Source organism: Gardnerella sp. CCPDSM (genome assembly GCF_056754715.1).
In genome coordinates this window covers 257,481-273,149 of the sequence record NZ_JBQEQO010000001.1, presented here as the reverse complement: position 1 = coordinate 273,149, position 15,669 = coordinate 257,481, and the positions used below count along the sequence as shown (strand labels likewise).

10 protein-coding genes are annotated in these 15,669 nt (G+C 45.7%); 1 reads left to right on the top strand and 9 read right to left on the bottom strand.

What is annotated here, in order from left to right; genetic code table 11:
• Nucleotides 1–52: 52 nt before the first annotated feature.
• Complete coding sequence (locus ACTJLE_RS01140) at nucleotides 53–847, top strand: HAD family hydrolase (RefSeq protein ID WP_481267058.1); 795 nt, start codon at nucleotides 53–55, stop codon at nucleotides 845–847.
• Here ACTJLE_RS01140 and ACTJLE_RS01135 read toward each other — a convergent pair.
• The 9 genes from ACTJLE_RS01135 to ACTJLE_RS01095 all read right to left on the bottom strand — a co-directional run bounded on the left by ACTJLE_RS01135 (nucleotide 792) and on the right by ACTJLE_RS01095 (nucleotide 15,561).
• The gene (locus ACTJLE_RS01135) at nucleotides 792–1,391 is read right to left on the bottom strand and encodes a heat shock protein transcriptional repressor HspR (RefSeq protein ID WP_119487480.1); all 600 of its coding nucleotides are present in this window, start codon (nucleotides 1,389–1,391) and stop codon (nucleotides 792–794) included. The two genes, ACTJLE_RS01140 and ACTJLE_RS01135, sit on opposite strands and share 56 nt — an antisense overlap.
• A gap of 59 nt (nucleotides 1,392–1,450) precedes the next feature.
• On the bottom strand, nucleotides 1,451–2,503 hold the full coding sequence (locus ACTJLE_RS01130) for a DnaJ C-terminal domain-containing protein (protein ID WP_481267057.1): 1,053 nt from the start codon (nucleotides 2,501–2,503) through the stop codon (nucleotides 1,451–1,453).
• Between the two features lie 94 nt (nucleotides 2,504–2,597).
• Complete coding sequence (grpE, locus tag ACTJLE_RS01125) at nucleotides 2,598–3,302, bottom strand: nucleotide exchange factor GrpE (protein WP_481267056.1); 705 nt, start codon at nucleotides 3,300–3,302, stop codon at nucleotides 2,598–2,600.
• Entirely contained in the window at nucleotides 3,302–5,200 is a 1,899-nt protein-coding gene (gene dnaK, locus ACTJLE_RS01120; RefSeq protein WP_481267055.1) for a molecular chaperone DnaK, read from the bottom strand. Before dnaK ends, grpE begins: the two co-directional genes overlap by 1 nt.
• Nucleotides 5,201–5,929: 729 nt before the next feature.
• The gene (locus ACTJLE_RS01115) at nucleotides 5,930–6,661 is read right to left on the bottom strand and encodes a HesA/MoeB/ThiF family protein (RefSeq protein ID WP_481267054.1); all 732 of its coding nucleotides are present in this window, start codon (nucleotides 6,659–6,661) and stop codon (nucleotides 5,930–5,932) included.
• Between the two features lie 36 nt (nucleotides 6,662–6,697).
• Entirely contained in the window at nucleotides 6,698–7,522 is an 825-nt protein-coding gene (locus ACTJLE_RS01110) for a thiazole synthase (protein WP_479857089.1), read from the bottom strand.
• A 38-nt stretch (nucleotides 7,523–7,560) separates the two neighbouring features.
• Nucleotides 7,561–7,767 carry a sulfur carrier protein ThiS gene (gene thiS, locus ACTJLE_RS01105; protein ID WP_119487475.1) on the bottom strand — a complete coding sequence of 69 codons (207 nt, stop codon included), beginning with the start codon at nucleotides 7,765–7,767 and terminating at the stop codon, nucleotides 7,561–7,563.
• An 84-nt stretch (nucleotides 7,768–7,851) separates the two neighbouring features.
• On the bottom strand, nucleotides 7,852–8,922 hold the full coding sequence (gene thiO / locus ACTJLE_RS01100; protein ID WP_004129299.1) for a glycine oxidase ThiO: 1,071 nt from the start codon (nucleotides 8,920–8,922) through the stop codon (nucleotides 7,852–7,854).
• Nucleotides 8,923–9,489: 567 nt separating this feature from the next.
• Nucleotides 9,490–15,561 carry a hypothetical protein gene (locus ACTJLE_RS01095; protein WP_481267053.1) on the bottom strand — a complete coding sequence of 2,024 codons (6,072 nt, stop codon included), beginning with the start codon at nucleotides 15,559–15,561 and terminating at the stop codon, nucleotides 9,490–9,492.
• Nucleotides 15,562–15,669 lie beyond the last annotated feature (108 nt).

The following is a 15,669-nucleotide window of genomic DNA, read 5'->3' as shown; positions in this document are numbered from 1 at the left end:
TTTAGAGGCATGCGAGGGGCAGGTACAAATAAATTACAAGGAATTGCAAATAGTGGAACAGAAGACGGAAAAATTAGAAAATCTTATAAATAAGCAAGATAACGAAAAAGCTGACGAACATATTTTGCGCGCAGTATTTTGGGATATGGACGGGACGCTTATTGATTCCGAACCATATTGGCATGAGTCTGAGTTTTATTTGGTTAAAAAATACGGCGGTTATTGGGATGAGGATTTAGCTTGGGAATGCTCAGGAGGCTCCCTAGAAACAGTTGCAAATAAAATGATTCCTTCCGGCACAAAGCTTACTGTAGAAGAAGTCGGCAAAGGAATGGTTGATTACGTTGCAGCTCGCGAAGCTGAAAGCGTTCCCTGGATTCCTGGAGTGCTCGATGTGCTTAAAAGCCTTGCAAAAGCTGGAATTCCTTCTGTTTTAGTTAGCAATTCGCCGCGTTGTTTAGTTGAAAATATTGTTAAGCACGCTCCGGAAGGTGCTTTCGTGGGCTATGTTTGCGGCGACGACGGTTATGAGCCTAAGCCAAGCGCTGAGCCATATTTGACTGCAGGAAAAATTGTTGGAATTTGCGGAAGTGCAGAAGAAATCGCTAAGCAAATGGCAAATTGCGTAATTATAGAAGATTCGTTATCTGGTCTTACTGCTGCAGTTAATTCTGGAGCGACTGTAGTTGCACAAACTGGTTTTTCTCGCGCAAATATTTCCGAAAGAAAGCACCACGCTGAGCTTAACGGCTACGAAAATGTGAATGTAAAAACGCTTGAAGATATTGTTATTAAACGCTCCAAGCTCGCCAAAGAACCACAGACTTCTCTTCCGGAGATTCAATAGCACCTTTCTGCGCTTTAGCATACTCTGCCACAGAATAAGACGACGGCAACGCTCTGCGCTCTGTGCGAATATCTCGCCTCCAGCGCCTAGCGTTGCGCGAGCGGTGCATTTCCACAATATCTCCGTCCGCATTCGCAGTGAAAATATTGCGTTCTGAAGATTCTGCAGCTTCCGTCAAATGACGAACTTGCCTTTTAAGCTGTCGATTTTCTTCTTGAAGCGCCAAAATTTTCATAATCCCAGCAAGATTAATACCTTCATCCTGGCTTAAATGCTGAGTTTGCACAATTCTGTCAATATCTCTTAACGAGTAACGGCGAGCGCCGCCGCCTGTGCGCTGAGGCATAATTAAACACAGGCGGTCGTATTGCCTAAGAGTTTGCGGATGCGTATTAGTAAGGCGTGCTACGTGGCTGACGGTAAATATTGGCAAATCAAGAGTAAAACCTACTTCATCTGCACCGTCAAGCGTTGCAGTACCACGCACTAAAGCAACAGCACACATTTCATACAATGCTTTAGTTTCACGCGTTATTGGTGTCATAGCACGCCTTCCTTTGCCTTACTTTTGCGTTATTTTGCGTTACTTTCGCTTTACTTGCTTTACTTTTGCCTCAAATTGCTGACTTCTTCTTCATAAGATCCGCCGGCAGTTTTATCAAATTCTTTTGCAGCACGCTTAAGTAACATACTTGAGTGCTTTGGTATACGAATTTGCACAATACCAATAAAATCGCCGTTAGAGCCAGGCACGCCAGCACCTTGAGCGCGAACCTCGTCTCCACTAGAAGACCCAGCAGGCACTTTAAAAGTCACAGCATTGCCGTCTACGTCGTTAAGCGTAACTTTTGCGCCGTGCACAGCCTCGCTCAAAGTCAAAGGCAAATCAGCAACTAAATTGTTATCTCTCAAAGTAAAGCGATCTGACGGCTCAACTTGCACATGCAAATACAAATCGCCTGCAGAACCGCCAAATTTACCCGGCTTACCCTTTCCTTTTAAACGAATTTTTTGACCGGCTTTTACACCAGCTGGAATATGCGTTTTAAAAGTTTCGCCTGCCGCGCGAAGCGACACCGTGGCACCTTTAAAAGCCTGTTTAAAAGTAAGTTTGATATTTGTTGTTATATCTTCGCCGTTTTCAGGCACATCTTCCGGCTGGGCTTTAGCGTACTGCTCGCCTGCAAAACCATTCGTACCCTGGAATCCAGCTGCGCCCGGATTTTGCTGGCCGCCGCTAAACATGGAGAAAATGTCACCCATATTTGGGCCGGCTCCGCTGGTTGCAAAGCGAATGCGCGAACCGTTGCCGCCCATTCCGCCCATGCCGGAGCCGCCGTTAAACATGGAGAAGATATCCGAGAAGCTTGACGCATCAAAGCCTCCAGCTCCACCTGCGCCGCCTGCGAAACGAGCGCCGCCTGCACCAAATTGACGAATAGCGTCGTAGCGCTGGCGAGTTTGACTATCTTTCAGCACATCATAAGCTTCGGAAACGTCCTTAAACTTTTCTTCAGCTTCTTTTGTTTTGTTTAAATCAGGGTGATATTTTCGAGCAAGTTTGCGATACGCTTTAGTAATCGTTGCTTCGTCAGCATCTTTGGAGACACCGAGAACTTTATAAAAATCCTTAGCTAACCATTCATTTTCAGCCATTTGTGCCTCCTTTCGTTATCAGCACATTGGCCATTTCGCTTTTTGACCGAAAAATCTCAAATCTCACCACACTTGGTAGCAAGCAGAGAATAAATCACTGCTGTGGTGAAGAGACGACCACGCGAGCGGCGCGAATAACACGATCTCCTATTCGGTAACCTGCCTCAACCACTGCATCAACAGTTTCTTTCGTAGCGTCTGGATCTGGCTTGTGCAAAATCGCATCATGCTTGGTCGGGTCGAAATCTTCGCCCTTTTCACCAAACTTTTCCACTCCAAACTTTTCAAAAGCCTTATCAATCTTGGTTGAAACAGCTTTGAACGAATCATCCATTTCGCTATGTTCACGAATACGATCAATATCGTCCAATGCCGGAAGCAGCGCAGTAAGCACATCGATAATTCCATGCTGGCGGAAACGATCCTGCTCTTTCGCAGCACGATTTCTAAAGTTGATAAATTCCGCGCGCTCACGCTGTAACGCTTCTAGGTATTCTGCAGCTTCTTTTTTAGCTTTACCTAAAGGAGTCAAGCTGCCGTCTTCTGCATCTTGGCTACCTTTTGATTCTTCTGATTTTGAAGTATTTGCAGAATCCGCAGAATCTGCAGAAACGTTAGCATCCGCATTAGCATCAGCTTGCGTTTCTGCATGATTCTTACTGTTTTCACCAGCTTGAGCAGCACTATCCGTGCTGTTAGTTGTTTGCTCCGGGTTAGCTGACTCATTTTCAGGTTTTACATCCATTGAGTCAGCATCCCCCATATTTTGCAAATATTCGTTGGCGTTGAACTCGGACATTACTTGTTGTCCTTATCGTCCTTGTCGTCGTCCACCACTTCGGCGTCAACTACGTCATCGTCTTTAGCGGCAGAACCTGCGTTAGCGCCAGCGGCACCAGCAGCACCTGCACCTGCAGCACCTGCGTTAGCGCCTTGAGCACCACCCTGAGCGTAAAGCTGCTGACCAATCTTTTGAGCAGAAGTCATCAACTCGCTTTGAGCAGACTTAATCTTCTCAACGTCATCACCCTTCAAAGCTTCCTTCAAAGCGTTAACCTTTTCGGTAACTTCCTTAGAGATTTCGTCCGAAAGCTTGTCTTTATTGTCGTTTACAAGCTTTTCAGTTTGGTAAGCAAAGGCTTCTGCCTGGTTGCGAACTTCAGCTTCTTCCTTACGCTTCTTATCTTCAGCTTCGTGAGCTTCAGCTTCCTTAACCATGCGGTCAATTTCGTCCTTTGGAAGGCCAGAACCACCGGTAATAGTCATGGACTGTTCCTTGCCAGTGCCCTTATCCTTAGCGGAAACGTGCACAATGCCGTTAGCATCAATATCGAAGGTGACTTCAATCTGCGGAACGCCACGAGGAGCTGGAGCAATACCAGTCAATTCAAAAGTACCGAGAGGCTTGTTATCGCGAGCAAACTCACGTTCACCCTGGTAAACCTGAATCAACACGGATGGCTGATTATCTTCAGCAGTGGAGAACACTTCCGAGCGCTTCGTTGGAATTGCGGTGTTGCGGTCAATAAGCTTCGTCATAATTCCACCCTTGGTTTCAATACCCAAGGAAAGTGGAGTTACATCAATAAGCAGAACGTCCTTGCGATCGCCCTTAATAACGCCCGACTGCACAGCTGCACCAACAGCCACAACTTCATCCGGGTTCACAGACTGGTTAGCTTCCTTACCGCCGGTAAGTTCCTTCACCAAATCCTTCACAGCTGGCATACGAGTAGAACCACCAACAAGAACCACGTGATCAATCTGGCTTACGGAAATTCCAGCGTCAGAAAGCACGTTGTTAAATGGTGTGCGGCAGCGGCCAAGCAAATCGGAAGTCATTTCCTCAAAGTGAGCGCGAGTCAAAGTCTCATCCAAATGCACTGGAGTGCCGTCAGGAGTCATTGCCAAGTACTGCATAGAAATTGAGGTGGAAGTAGAAGAGCTAAGCTCCTTCTTTGCTTGCTCAGCAGCTTCCTTCAAGCGCTGCAAAGCAATCTTATCCTTGCTCAAATCAACGCCATACTTGTTCTTAACTTCGCCAACGAGCCAGTCAATAATCTTCTGATCCCAATCGTCGCCACCCAAGTGGTTGTCGCCGTTTGTGGCCTGAACCTGAATTGTGGAGAATCCGTCGTCATCCTTACCAATCTCAAGCAAAGACACGTCGAAAGTACCGCCACCCAAGTCGAATACCAAAATACGCTCGTCTTCCTTGCCCTTTTCAAGGCCGTAAGCCAAAGCTGCAGCAGTCGGCTCGTTAATAATACGAAGCACGTTCAAGCCTGCAATCTTACCTGCATCCTTAGTTGCCTGACGCTGAGCATCGTTGAAGTATGCGGGGCATGTAATAACAGCGTCGGTTACTGGCTCACCCAAGTAAGCTTCAGCATCGCGCTTCAACTTCATCAAAACTTGAGCAGAAATCTCCTGTGGAGTCCACTTCTTACCGTCGATTTCAACAGTCCAATCAGTGCCCATGTGGCGCTTTACGGAGCTAATTGTGCGGTCAACGTTTGTTACAGCCTGACGCTTAGCAACTTCGCCAACCAAAATTTCGCCGGACTTGCTAAATGCCACAACAGATGGTGTGGTACGTGCGCCTTCAGCGTTCACAATAACAGTTGGGCTACCGCCTTCAAGAGTAGCAATGCAAGAGTTGGTTGTTCCCAAATCAATACCTACTGCGCGTCCCATATTTTCTCCTTAACTAGGTATTGCACGCTTTGTGCAATTACGCTTTCCTTCAAGTTATGTAGTTCGTAAGCTGAGCTTTATTTAGATTCCGTATTTAGATCCATATTTAGATCCGTATTTAGATCCGTATTTAGATCCGTATTGGAAGCTATATAAAATCTCAGCTTTTTCGCTTTCCAAAACTTGAGCCTACTACACTCAACTTGCAAAAGTCAACTTTTATTCCCAAAAATTACAAAAAACTTTATACAACCAGACTCAACTTTTGCAGTTGCGCTCTGCAGACACTGAGTATTTATTGCATAGAGAACACTAGCATCATTGCTGCTGCACACATCACGCCAGGCACACAAACCACACACCCACCCGCAGCTTATTTGCGCGTTCTTCATTCGCATGGATATTCACGTGGTAGAGATTTGAGATTTTTCGCACTGAACGAAGGCGGACGTCAGAGCCGCAGGCTGCTGACAAGCCGAGCGAAGAAGAAAAATCGAAAAATCTCTGCGATTTGCACGGTTATTAAACATTAAGCACGCAGAGTTTGGGGGATTTCTCTACGAGCACTAAAAGAGGACTGAGAAGCTACATTCTTTAAAGATAGGCGAACACACTAAACTCTTTTAGCAGCTAGAGCGCACGAAGGACGGGACGTGCGAGGAGAGAAATCCCCCAAAACTCGCGCCACAGCAAACAAAAGCAGTAAATCAAGTCATAATTACACAAGTTTCACGCGCTAAATTTAAAGTGGCGAAGTGAATTATTAAGCGCATTGTAGCGCGCCAAAACTCCAATAAGCGGCGTACCAATTCCGGTTATAAGCTTAATTGCTTCAGTCGCCATCATCGCGCCAACAATAGCCGCAGTCGCGCCCAATACCGCCGATTTCGGCACCGTTTCTTCCGGAGGCGGGAAAGGATACAAGTCTCGCAAGCAAGGACCTTTTCCAGGCACAAAAACGCTTACTTGACCTTCGTAATAAAGCACCGATCCGTAAACTTCCGGCGTTCCTGCACTCCACGCGGAATCCGCAATCAAAAAGCGCGTAGCAAAATTATCGCAACCGTCGATCACAATATCGTGATTTTCTACAAGCTGCTTTGCGTTATCTTCATTAAACCTATTCACAAGGTTGATTTTTAAGCCCGGAGATAACGCCTGCAGCCGCTTAGCTGCAAGTTGCGCTTTAGATTTGCCACACTGATCAACAGTGTATAAAGTCTGCCTTTGTAAGTTGGAAAGTTCCACAACGTCGTCATCACAAATCGTGATTTCCCCAACTCCTGCAGCAGCAAGCGAAAGCAGGCATGGAGAACCAAGCCCACCAGCCCCAACCATGCAAATTTTTGCATTTCTAAGTAATTGTTGATGCTCAAGACTAAAGCCCGGCAGGAGCAAGTGGCGGCAAGTGCGATCCGCCTCAAGCTCCTGCAGGTCGTCGTAAATTTTATTAATCGTCATGCTTAAATAATTATGCCGAAATTCATACTACAAAATTTACAGCACGGAATCCGCCCAAGCGCGGCCTTCAACAGGCGAAGACGCGAGAGCATGATTTCGCATTGGAATACGTCCAGCATCGTGAGCAAGCTTGCCGGCAGTTACAGCTGCAGCCATTGCGCGACCCATCGTTACAGGATCTGGGCAGCGAGTTACAGCGCTTGCAAGAAGCACACCAGAGCAGCCGATTTCAAAAGCTTTAACAACGTCGGAAGCAGTGCCAACGCCAGCATCCAAAATCACAGGGACGCCAGCTTCCTTGCATTCGCGCACAATCAGCTCAATATTTCGAGGGTTCAAAATACCAAGACCAGTGCCAATTGGAGCGCCGCCAGGCATAACAGCCTTCACGCCAAGCGAAACCAAGCGACGAGCCACAATCGGATCGTCATTCGTGTAGCACAACACGCTAAAGCCTTCTTCAACAAGCTTTTCTGCAGCAAGCAAAACTTCGCGAGTATCCGGAAGCAAAGTATCGTCGTCTGCAATAACTTCGAGCTTAATCCAGTCGGTTCCTAAAGATTCGCGAGCCATTTTTGCAGTGAGCACAGCGTCATGCGCAGTTTTGCAGCCTGCAGTATTTGGCAAAACGTTAATATTATGGCGCTGCAGCATTCCGTAAATATCTACGCCAGTTTTTGCGTGACGGCGCAAAGCAACCGTAGCTACTTCCGCACCCGAAGCTACAAGCGACTTTTCCATAATGTCAATGCTCGTCATGCCGCCAGTGCCAAGCAAAAGCCTTGAATGTAAAGTTTTGCCACAAAGCTGCCAAGTATCGACACTTTCTTCTGCATTATTTTCAGAATTATTTTCTGCCATTTTAAGCCTTTTATTTAAAATTTAATATTTTGTAGGCGTCAGCCGCCTTGAACTGCGCTGAGAATCTCAATTTGATTACCATCGCAGATCACAGTCGATGCCCACTGATTGCGTGAAAGCACATCGTCGCCAATTGCAACAGCTATGCCAGGACCAGCGTCAGAACCGTAACGTTGAGCAATAAGCTCAGCAACAGTTAACCCATCTTGAACTTCAATAGTTTCACCATTGACGACGATTTGCATAATTCAACCTTTATTAACGTCTATTAAAATTGCGCAACTAAAACTTGCGTTACTAGAAGCGCTCGTAATTAGAAACTTGCGTTACTAGAAGCGAGCAGGATCGCAGCTTTCCAAGAAGCCCTTTTCCTTCTCAGTCAACTCTTGCTCAAGCACAAGCTTTGTAGTCAAAGAAGAACCCAAAGCGGTGAGCAAAATACCGTGACGGAAGTAGCCAGTGGAAATCGTAGTATGCGTCTTAGGATCAATACCAATGAATGGCAAATCGTCTGGAGTTCCAGGGCGGCCGCCAGCGGTAACCTCAGTAATCGAGCATTCCTGAATGCCAGGAAGCACGCTTGCGGCATCGCGAAGCAAGTCAAGCACGCCGCCAACCTTTGGAATATCGCGGTCGTCTTCGCGAGAAGTAGCGCCGAGCACAAGCTCGCCAGTTTCCTTAGCGCGAGGAACCAAATAAACTGGACGGTCATGCACAAAACCACGAACCACAGAGCTCAAAATTGGGCGCAAAGGCTCTGGAATAGTCATACGAATCATATCGCCCCACACAGCGCGAAGCTTAAGCTGCGGAAGCATATCCTTAGCACCCAAGCCGGATGCCAAAACTGTGTCAGGACCCAAATCGTCCGGAGTGCTTGCGCGACGCTCAATAACAACACCGCGCTTTTCGAGTGCATCAATCATAGCTGCAGTGAAAAGACGAGGGTTGATTTGATGATCATCCGGCACGCTTACAGCGCCAGCAATAGTTGGCGAAAGAGCAGGCTCAATTTCACGAAGCTTACTAACAGAAATATGCTCAGCCCTACGGCCGTAACGATGTTGCAAGTTTAGCAACTCGTTTACATGCTCGTTATCTGCAGCGTCGCCGCCAATTACGTAAGAGCCGCACTCTAAGTAGCCGGTTGGCTTATCGGTGTACTTTGCAACCGAATCAACCAATTCCTTATACATGGTTGCAGACTCAAACATAAGTGGATACAACGCTTCTTGCTGATATTGCATTTCTGCTGTAGGAGCTAGCATGCCGGCAGCATGGTGAGAAGCGCCCGAGACTGGATCCGGATCAATAATGCTAACTTTTACGCCAGCTTCCGTGAGCCTCCACGCTGTTGCTAAACCAATAATACCTGCACCAATAATACGAATATTTCGCATAATACTCCTTCCTACGGCGGCATTACCCGCATCAGGTTTACGGTCGGCTTTCGCCCTCTCAGCCTGTATAGAACAAGCTCCCGTGTTTCGTAGCTTTGACTTTCAAAACTGCGATTGTAAAGCGCTTACAATATTGCCAACTTTAGCGATATTACAAACGCTGCAGGTAGAAGTAACGAAATTATGTGAGCTTCGTCACACTACCGAGCAGTATTTTAGCACTTATACGAAAAATTCGTTAATTGAAACGGTATATAAAATCGCAAAACTAAGCAATTTTGTTAATCGCGCAAGTTTTGAGGGTTCCTCACTTATTGTGGCGCGAGTTTCGGGGGATTTCTCTCCTCGCGGGCGCGAGTAACTTACCTCACGTTTGGAGGGTTTGAGGATACATTTCGCTCCAAACGCGCGCGACGACCTGCTTGAGCGCAGCGATTTAGCGCGCGAAAGCAACTCGGAGCGGAAACTCGCTCAAGTTGGAAGTCCAGTGGACTTCCAACTTGAGCGAGTTTCGTAAGCGAGAGCTTAGAGCGCGAGCACCACCTCACGTTTGGAGCGCGCTAGAACTTACTCGTTGGAGTGCTTGCGGCGGCGAGAAGCAACGCCAGCAGCACCGAAACCAGCGAAGATTGCGGCAAGACCCGCAAACAAGCCAGTAGCAGCACCCGTCTTAGCAATCTTATGGTTACCACCAAAGCCCTTAAACGCAGCCTTAGCATCACGCAACTGCTTCACAGCCGCATCCACCTGAGCCTGAGTTGCGTTAGCATCCGCAAGAACACGCTTAGCATCAGCCAAAGCCTTCTTATAAGCTTGAGCCGCAGCCGAATTACCGCGCACATTCAACGCATTATTAATTTCCGCCTGCAAAGCAGACTTATCAACAGCGTTAGCGTTAGCGTTAGCATTATTCGCGTAACCGTCACCCTCGTGACCACCAGCGTTAGGAACGTAACCGTCAAAACCATTGCCACGCGTATTGAACTTGTCAATAATACGCTGCTTGGCTTCGCGAAGCTTCCTCAAAGCCGCATCAACCTGAGCCTGAGCTGCGTGAGGATCAGCAAGCACGCGGCGAGCCTCATCCAAAGCCTGATTATAATCATCAACCTCCGGAGAGCCAGCAATCAAATACGGAACGCCATTGCGGAAGACTGGATCATCATCCGCCTCATTTTGCAAATCAGCTTTATTCGTCTTATGACCGTTAACCAAAGCATTCTTAGCGTCACGAAGCTTCCTCAAAGCCTCGTCAACCTGAGCCTGGGTAGCATTCGGATCATCAAGAACCTTCTTAGCATCCTCCAACGCCTTCTTATAAGCATCAGCCTCAGGAGTGCCGATAGCATTCTGGAATTCAGGCGAATTCTCAAAATCACCATCAGAATCATGCTCATTCTTCAGATTCTTCTTATCCGTCGCATACTTTCGAGCAATAGCATCCTTAGCATCACGAAGCCTACTCAAAGCAGCATCAACTTGAGCCTGAGTTGCGTTTGGATCATCAAGAACGCTCTTAGCATACTCAAGAGCCTTCTTATAATTATCAATCGCAGACTTAGTAGACTCATCATCCGGATTTGCATTCAGATTACTAATAGCATTAATGAATCCAGGAGAAGACTCAAAGCTACTATACTCGCTATGCTCCTCGCGCAAAACATGCTTGCTCGTACCATAGTCGTCAGTAAGCTTCTTCTTAGCATCCTTAAGCTTCTTCAAAGCCTCATCAACCTGAGCCTGCGTTGCGTTCGGATCCTTAAGAACATTATTCGCATCCTCAAGAGCCTTCTTATAAGCCTCAGCTTCAGGAGTGCCGGCAGCATTTATATACTCAGGAGACTTAGTAAAGTCAGAATCCTTGCCAGCCTCAGTGTTCAGATCAGTCTTATTAGTCTTGTAGCCGTCAGTAATCTTCTTCTTAGCGGCTTGAAGCTTACTTAACGCCTCGTCAACTTCTTTTTGAGTTGAATTTGCGTTATCAAGAATGCTCTTGGCAGAACTTACAGCATTTGTGTATTCATCAAACGCCTGTTTTGCAGCGCTATCAACAGGATTTGCCTTAGACTTTGCTTCTGCATTCTTGTATTCAGGCGTCTTCTTAAAATCAGCATCTTTACCGTGCTCAGAAGTGAGATCCGTTTTATCGGTGTTGAACTGCGCATCGTTTTCGATGTCGGACTTTGCTTTCTTCAAAGCCGCAAGAGCCTCGTCAACTTCTTGCTGAGTTGGATGCTTGCTAAGCGTTTGACCTTCAGCATTCTTTACAAGTTCGCGCGCTTTATTTAATGCAGCATCGTAAGCATCAAGCTTATCTTTTGCATCCTTGTAAGCAATAGAATCTTGGTTGTCTTTAAGCTTTTCAAGAAGATATTTTGCATTGTTAATCTGAAGCTTGTGCTCAAACTTATCAGCAGCAGGTTCACCAGTTTCACCTTCTGCCTGAGACTTTTCAGTTTCAGTTTTAAGATCTGCAGCATTGGTCTTATATGCATCAAGCCCTGTTCGAGCGGCTTCAAGTGCAGTAAGAGCATCATTTACCTGCGCTTGCGTTGGCTTTTCTTCCGCAGGAGTGTTAGCATCCTTACTCTTTGTGAGCAATTCATTGGCTTTAGCAAGTGCAGAATCGTACGCTGTCTTTGCTGCGGCGGCTTTACCATTCCTTTCTGCATCAGGAACAAGATTTCCAGAACCATCATCCTTCATAAATTGCGGATTAGAAGCATTTCTATACGCGTCAGACGTGAGCGTTCCTTCAGTTTTTGCACTGCCATCTGCATTAAGTTCACCGTTCTTGCCAACACTTTCCTGTAACTTAGCAAAATCAGTGTTATATGTGTCCAAAGCCTTACGCGCACCATCAAGCTTCTTAAGCGCATCATCTACTTCCGCTTGAGTTGCGTCTTGCTTTGCAAGCATATTCTTAGCATCAGTAAGAGCCTGGTCGTACGCTGTTTTAGCAGCAGAAGCCTGCGTGTTCTTTGAACCATCTGCATCGTTAAACACAGGGCTATCAGTATTCTTGTACTGAGGCAGCTGCTTGGTGTCAGCATCGGCATTAACCGACTTGCGCAAATCATCCTTCTTGGTAGCGTAAGCAGAAAGTGCAGCGCGAGCTGCATCTAAGCGCTTAAGAGCTGTGTCAACATCTTTCTGCAAAGCCTTGTTTTCAGGATGCTTTTGCACGCCGTCGAGGAATGTTGAGGAGCTTGGATCACCTGTGCCTTCCACAGAATCATCGATTACTGCTCCACTAGCATTCTTGTCTTTATCAACTTGATTTGCTAAAACTTTCTTTGCAGCAGCAAGTGCAGCAGCATACTCATCGACAATCTTCTTGGCTGCAGCTACTTTAACTTTTTCTTCCCCTGTAAGCGATGTATCGCTTGCCTTAGCAGCCAACGCTTTTGCATTCTTATACGCAGTTGTGCTTTGAGTCACACCATCTTGATCTGCAGAAGTTTGCAAAGCAGACGGCTTAGTTGCATAAGTTACAATAGCATCGCGCGCTTTGTCGAGCTTAGCTTTTGCTGCATCTATTTCTTGCTGCGAATACGTAGAAGTTCCAGCTTGAGCTGCATCAATCTTTTGCTTAATAGTTTTAGCTTCTGCATACGCATCGTTATACGCAACAAAGTCAGTTTTAGCTTTATCCTTCTTACTTTCATCAGCTCCGTTTTGGCTTTCCTCATACGCGTTAAAGTATGCAGGAAGCTTATTCCCGCTGAAATTATTCGCAAGCGTCTGAATAAGGTCGTAATTATTCGTCTTAAGCTTATGCAAATTCTCTTCAGCTGTTTTAAGATTGTTGAGCGCCTCATTTACCTGCGCTTGCGTTGCCTTAGGATTATTAATAACTTCCTTTGCTTTTTGTAAAGCTTCATCGTACTTAGATGCGTACTGCTTAGCTTCTTCCTTGTTCACGTCGCTAGGGAAATTATTGTCATTGAAGTAGTTGTCATACGTACCGTTCTTATAGAAAACGCTCTTCTGATTTTCGCCATCACCATCATGGTCATGACTTTGCAAAACCTGCGCATCAAGAGCAGACTTATTCGTTGCCTTAGCATCAATTGCTTTCTTGGCATTATTAAGCTGCACAATAGCCAAATCAACATCAGCTTGCGAAGCATTCGGGTCAGCAAAAAGCTCTTGCGCTTTCTTTACAGCTTCATTGTATTTATTGCGCTCTTCTTCTGTGGCGTTCTGATACGCAGGATCAGCATTAGTAATACCCTGATTACCACCAGTATTAACCTTGGAGCTTTGAATTACTTCGCTCAACTTATCTTTATTGGTTTCAAACTCATCCAACGCTCTGCGCGCTTTATCAAGCTTCTCTTTGGCAGCGTTTACTTCTTTTTGCGTAGCATACTGGTTTGCGTTTACTTTTTGAGCTTCTGCAAGAGCTTCATCGTACGCAGTTTTTGCCTGAGTAGCTTTATTATTCTTATTGGTATCAAGCGTGCCATCCGCTTTCTTAAATTGCGGATTAGCTACGTTCTTATACCTATCAGTTACATACGTTCCAGTAGCTACCGCGCCCTGTGCAGTTGCAGCAGTGCCCTGATCCGTAATGTCTTTATTAAGATCTTTCTTATCTGTAGGATCACCGTTAAGCGCTTCATACGCTTTATTTAGCTTAATAGCTGCGTTATCAATATCGGCTTTCTGCTGCTCTGAAAGCTTATCTTTAGCAATATTTTCAACGGTTTTATACAGACTATCGGCCTCACTAAGCGCAGTATCGTAATTATTCCTCAAAGTATCCGACGCATTGTAATACTTTGACTTAGTTGGTACTTTTTTGTCCCCAACCTGCGCAGTCGTATACTCATCAATCGACGCCTTCAACCTAGTTTTGTCATGCGAAGGCTGTGGCACAAATAGTAAGTTAATAGAGTTAACTGAGACTGCAAGCTTAAAATACGAATACTCGTACGGAGATAAATACAAATGAGCTGGATATACCTTGCCACTCTTAGCAGCAAGCTTCATATGAGCATCATTGCCAAAATGATAATCCTGCACATCCGAATTATGATCATCTAAATTGCGATCCGAATTATCAATTGCAGGATTACCATTCCAATACGGACCACCCATATTGCCCATCGTAAGCGAAGTTGTTGGGTTGTCCTGAGCATCGAGCAAATAGTGCATATTAGATCTTCGCGGTTTACCATCTCTGCCTTCGCTAGCAAGCTTCTCTCCACCAACTACTGTACGCAAACCAGAGTTAGCCTCTTTTGGCGTTGCTTTCAAATATTTAACAACATCTTCCGTGCTAAATTTTTGCGCTTTAGTGGCATCGTAGTGGTAAATAAGCGTATTCTTGTCGCTACTCCAGCTAAAACCTTCATCGGTGCTGCGACCATCCATTTGCTGCTTAGTCCACTCAAGGTTATAGTCCTTACGAATATCAACTGCGCGTGTAAGCTTGCTATTCTTAATATTCGACGTAAACTGCACATACGCTTTGTCGGTTTTGATTGTAACAGTGATGGTATTTTCTGCCATACCATTTGAAATTGCCCTATGAGGACCATCATCAATCCAGCTAGCAGTATCACCTGAATGCCAATCAAATTTGATTTGATCTTTGCTAGTAAGCCCAAGCTGTGCATTGCTTTGATTTTCGTCAAATAACTTTTGCTTAATGCGATCAAGCTCGTCGTTAGAAAAACCGATTGGATTATACACAGGAACGGCATCATCGCCAGAAGGGATGGTAATCTTAGATTCGGCAATCTCTTTTATGATTGCATCATCCAAGTTAATTGTGTCCGTATAGTCACCCTGACCTGGAATTATTTGCCCAAAATTAATAACAATTTTCTTGTTATCGCCAAAAGTCACTTTATCCACGGAAACTTTATTTGCTTTAGCTACACGATTCCTAATCTCAAGTTTTTCAGAATCAGTCAAATGCTCAGGATCTTTGATTACTGGCTTATCAAAATTAAGATCAGTATTTGGGTACATTGGCGGCATTGGGTAATCTCCACCATCCCCCTCGTCAGCATTAGAAGCCAACACCATAAACGGCGAAGCTACGGATTTTAGCTTAGGCTGCTCTGCCTCAGCTTTATTTGCATTAGGATGACTATCTTCAGTTTTCTTTACTTTATCTTGCTTTTCTTCAGGCTGATTATCTTCAGTTTTCTTTACTTCAGTTTGCTTTGCTTGAGTCTTTTCTACTTCAGGCTTCTCTACCTTAGTTTGCTCAACGTCCTTCTTAGAAGGCAGACCCCCCCCCATTTGGTTTTCAGGAGTTTCAGTCACATTTTTCTTCTGAGTCTGCTTATCGTTAGGCTGCTTATCACTATCCTTCGTATCGCTAGTCTGCTTATCGCTAGATTTCTTATCACTATCCTGCTTATCGCTAACTGGTTGCTCATTCTTCTGTTGCTCGCCTTTTTGAGCATCACTCTGAACAACCTGTGCGTCTTTTATCTCCGCAGCCATTGCAGTATTCGTAGGAGTCACGCTAAATGCCAACGCAGCACCTGCAAGCACACCGGCAGCGCCTATAGTAAACGCCGCAACCTTGCGAGCATCCACAGCCTTCGCAATAGCGCTACTAACAGAAGCATCAAGCGTCACCTTGCGCTCGCGCTTTACAGACTTTGAACCCATAATTCCTCCCTCAACAATGCAATAACTGCGCTTATTAAACTCTCACGCATACGCAATATATATCGCATACACATCATCGCGCGCCATGCATAAAACCGATAATCCTGC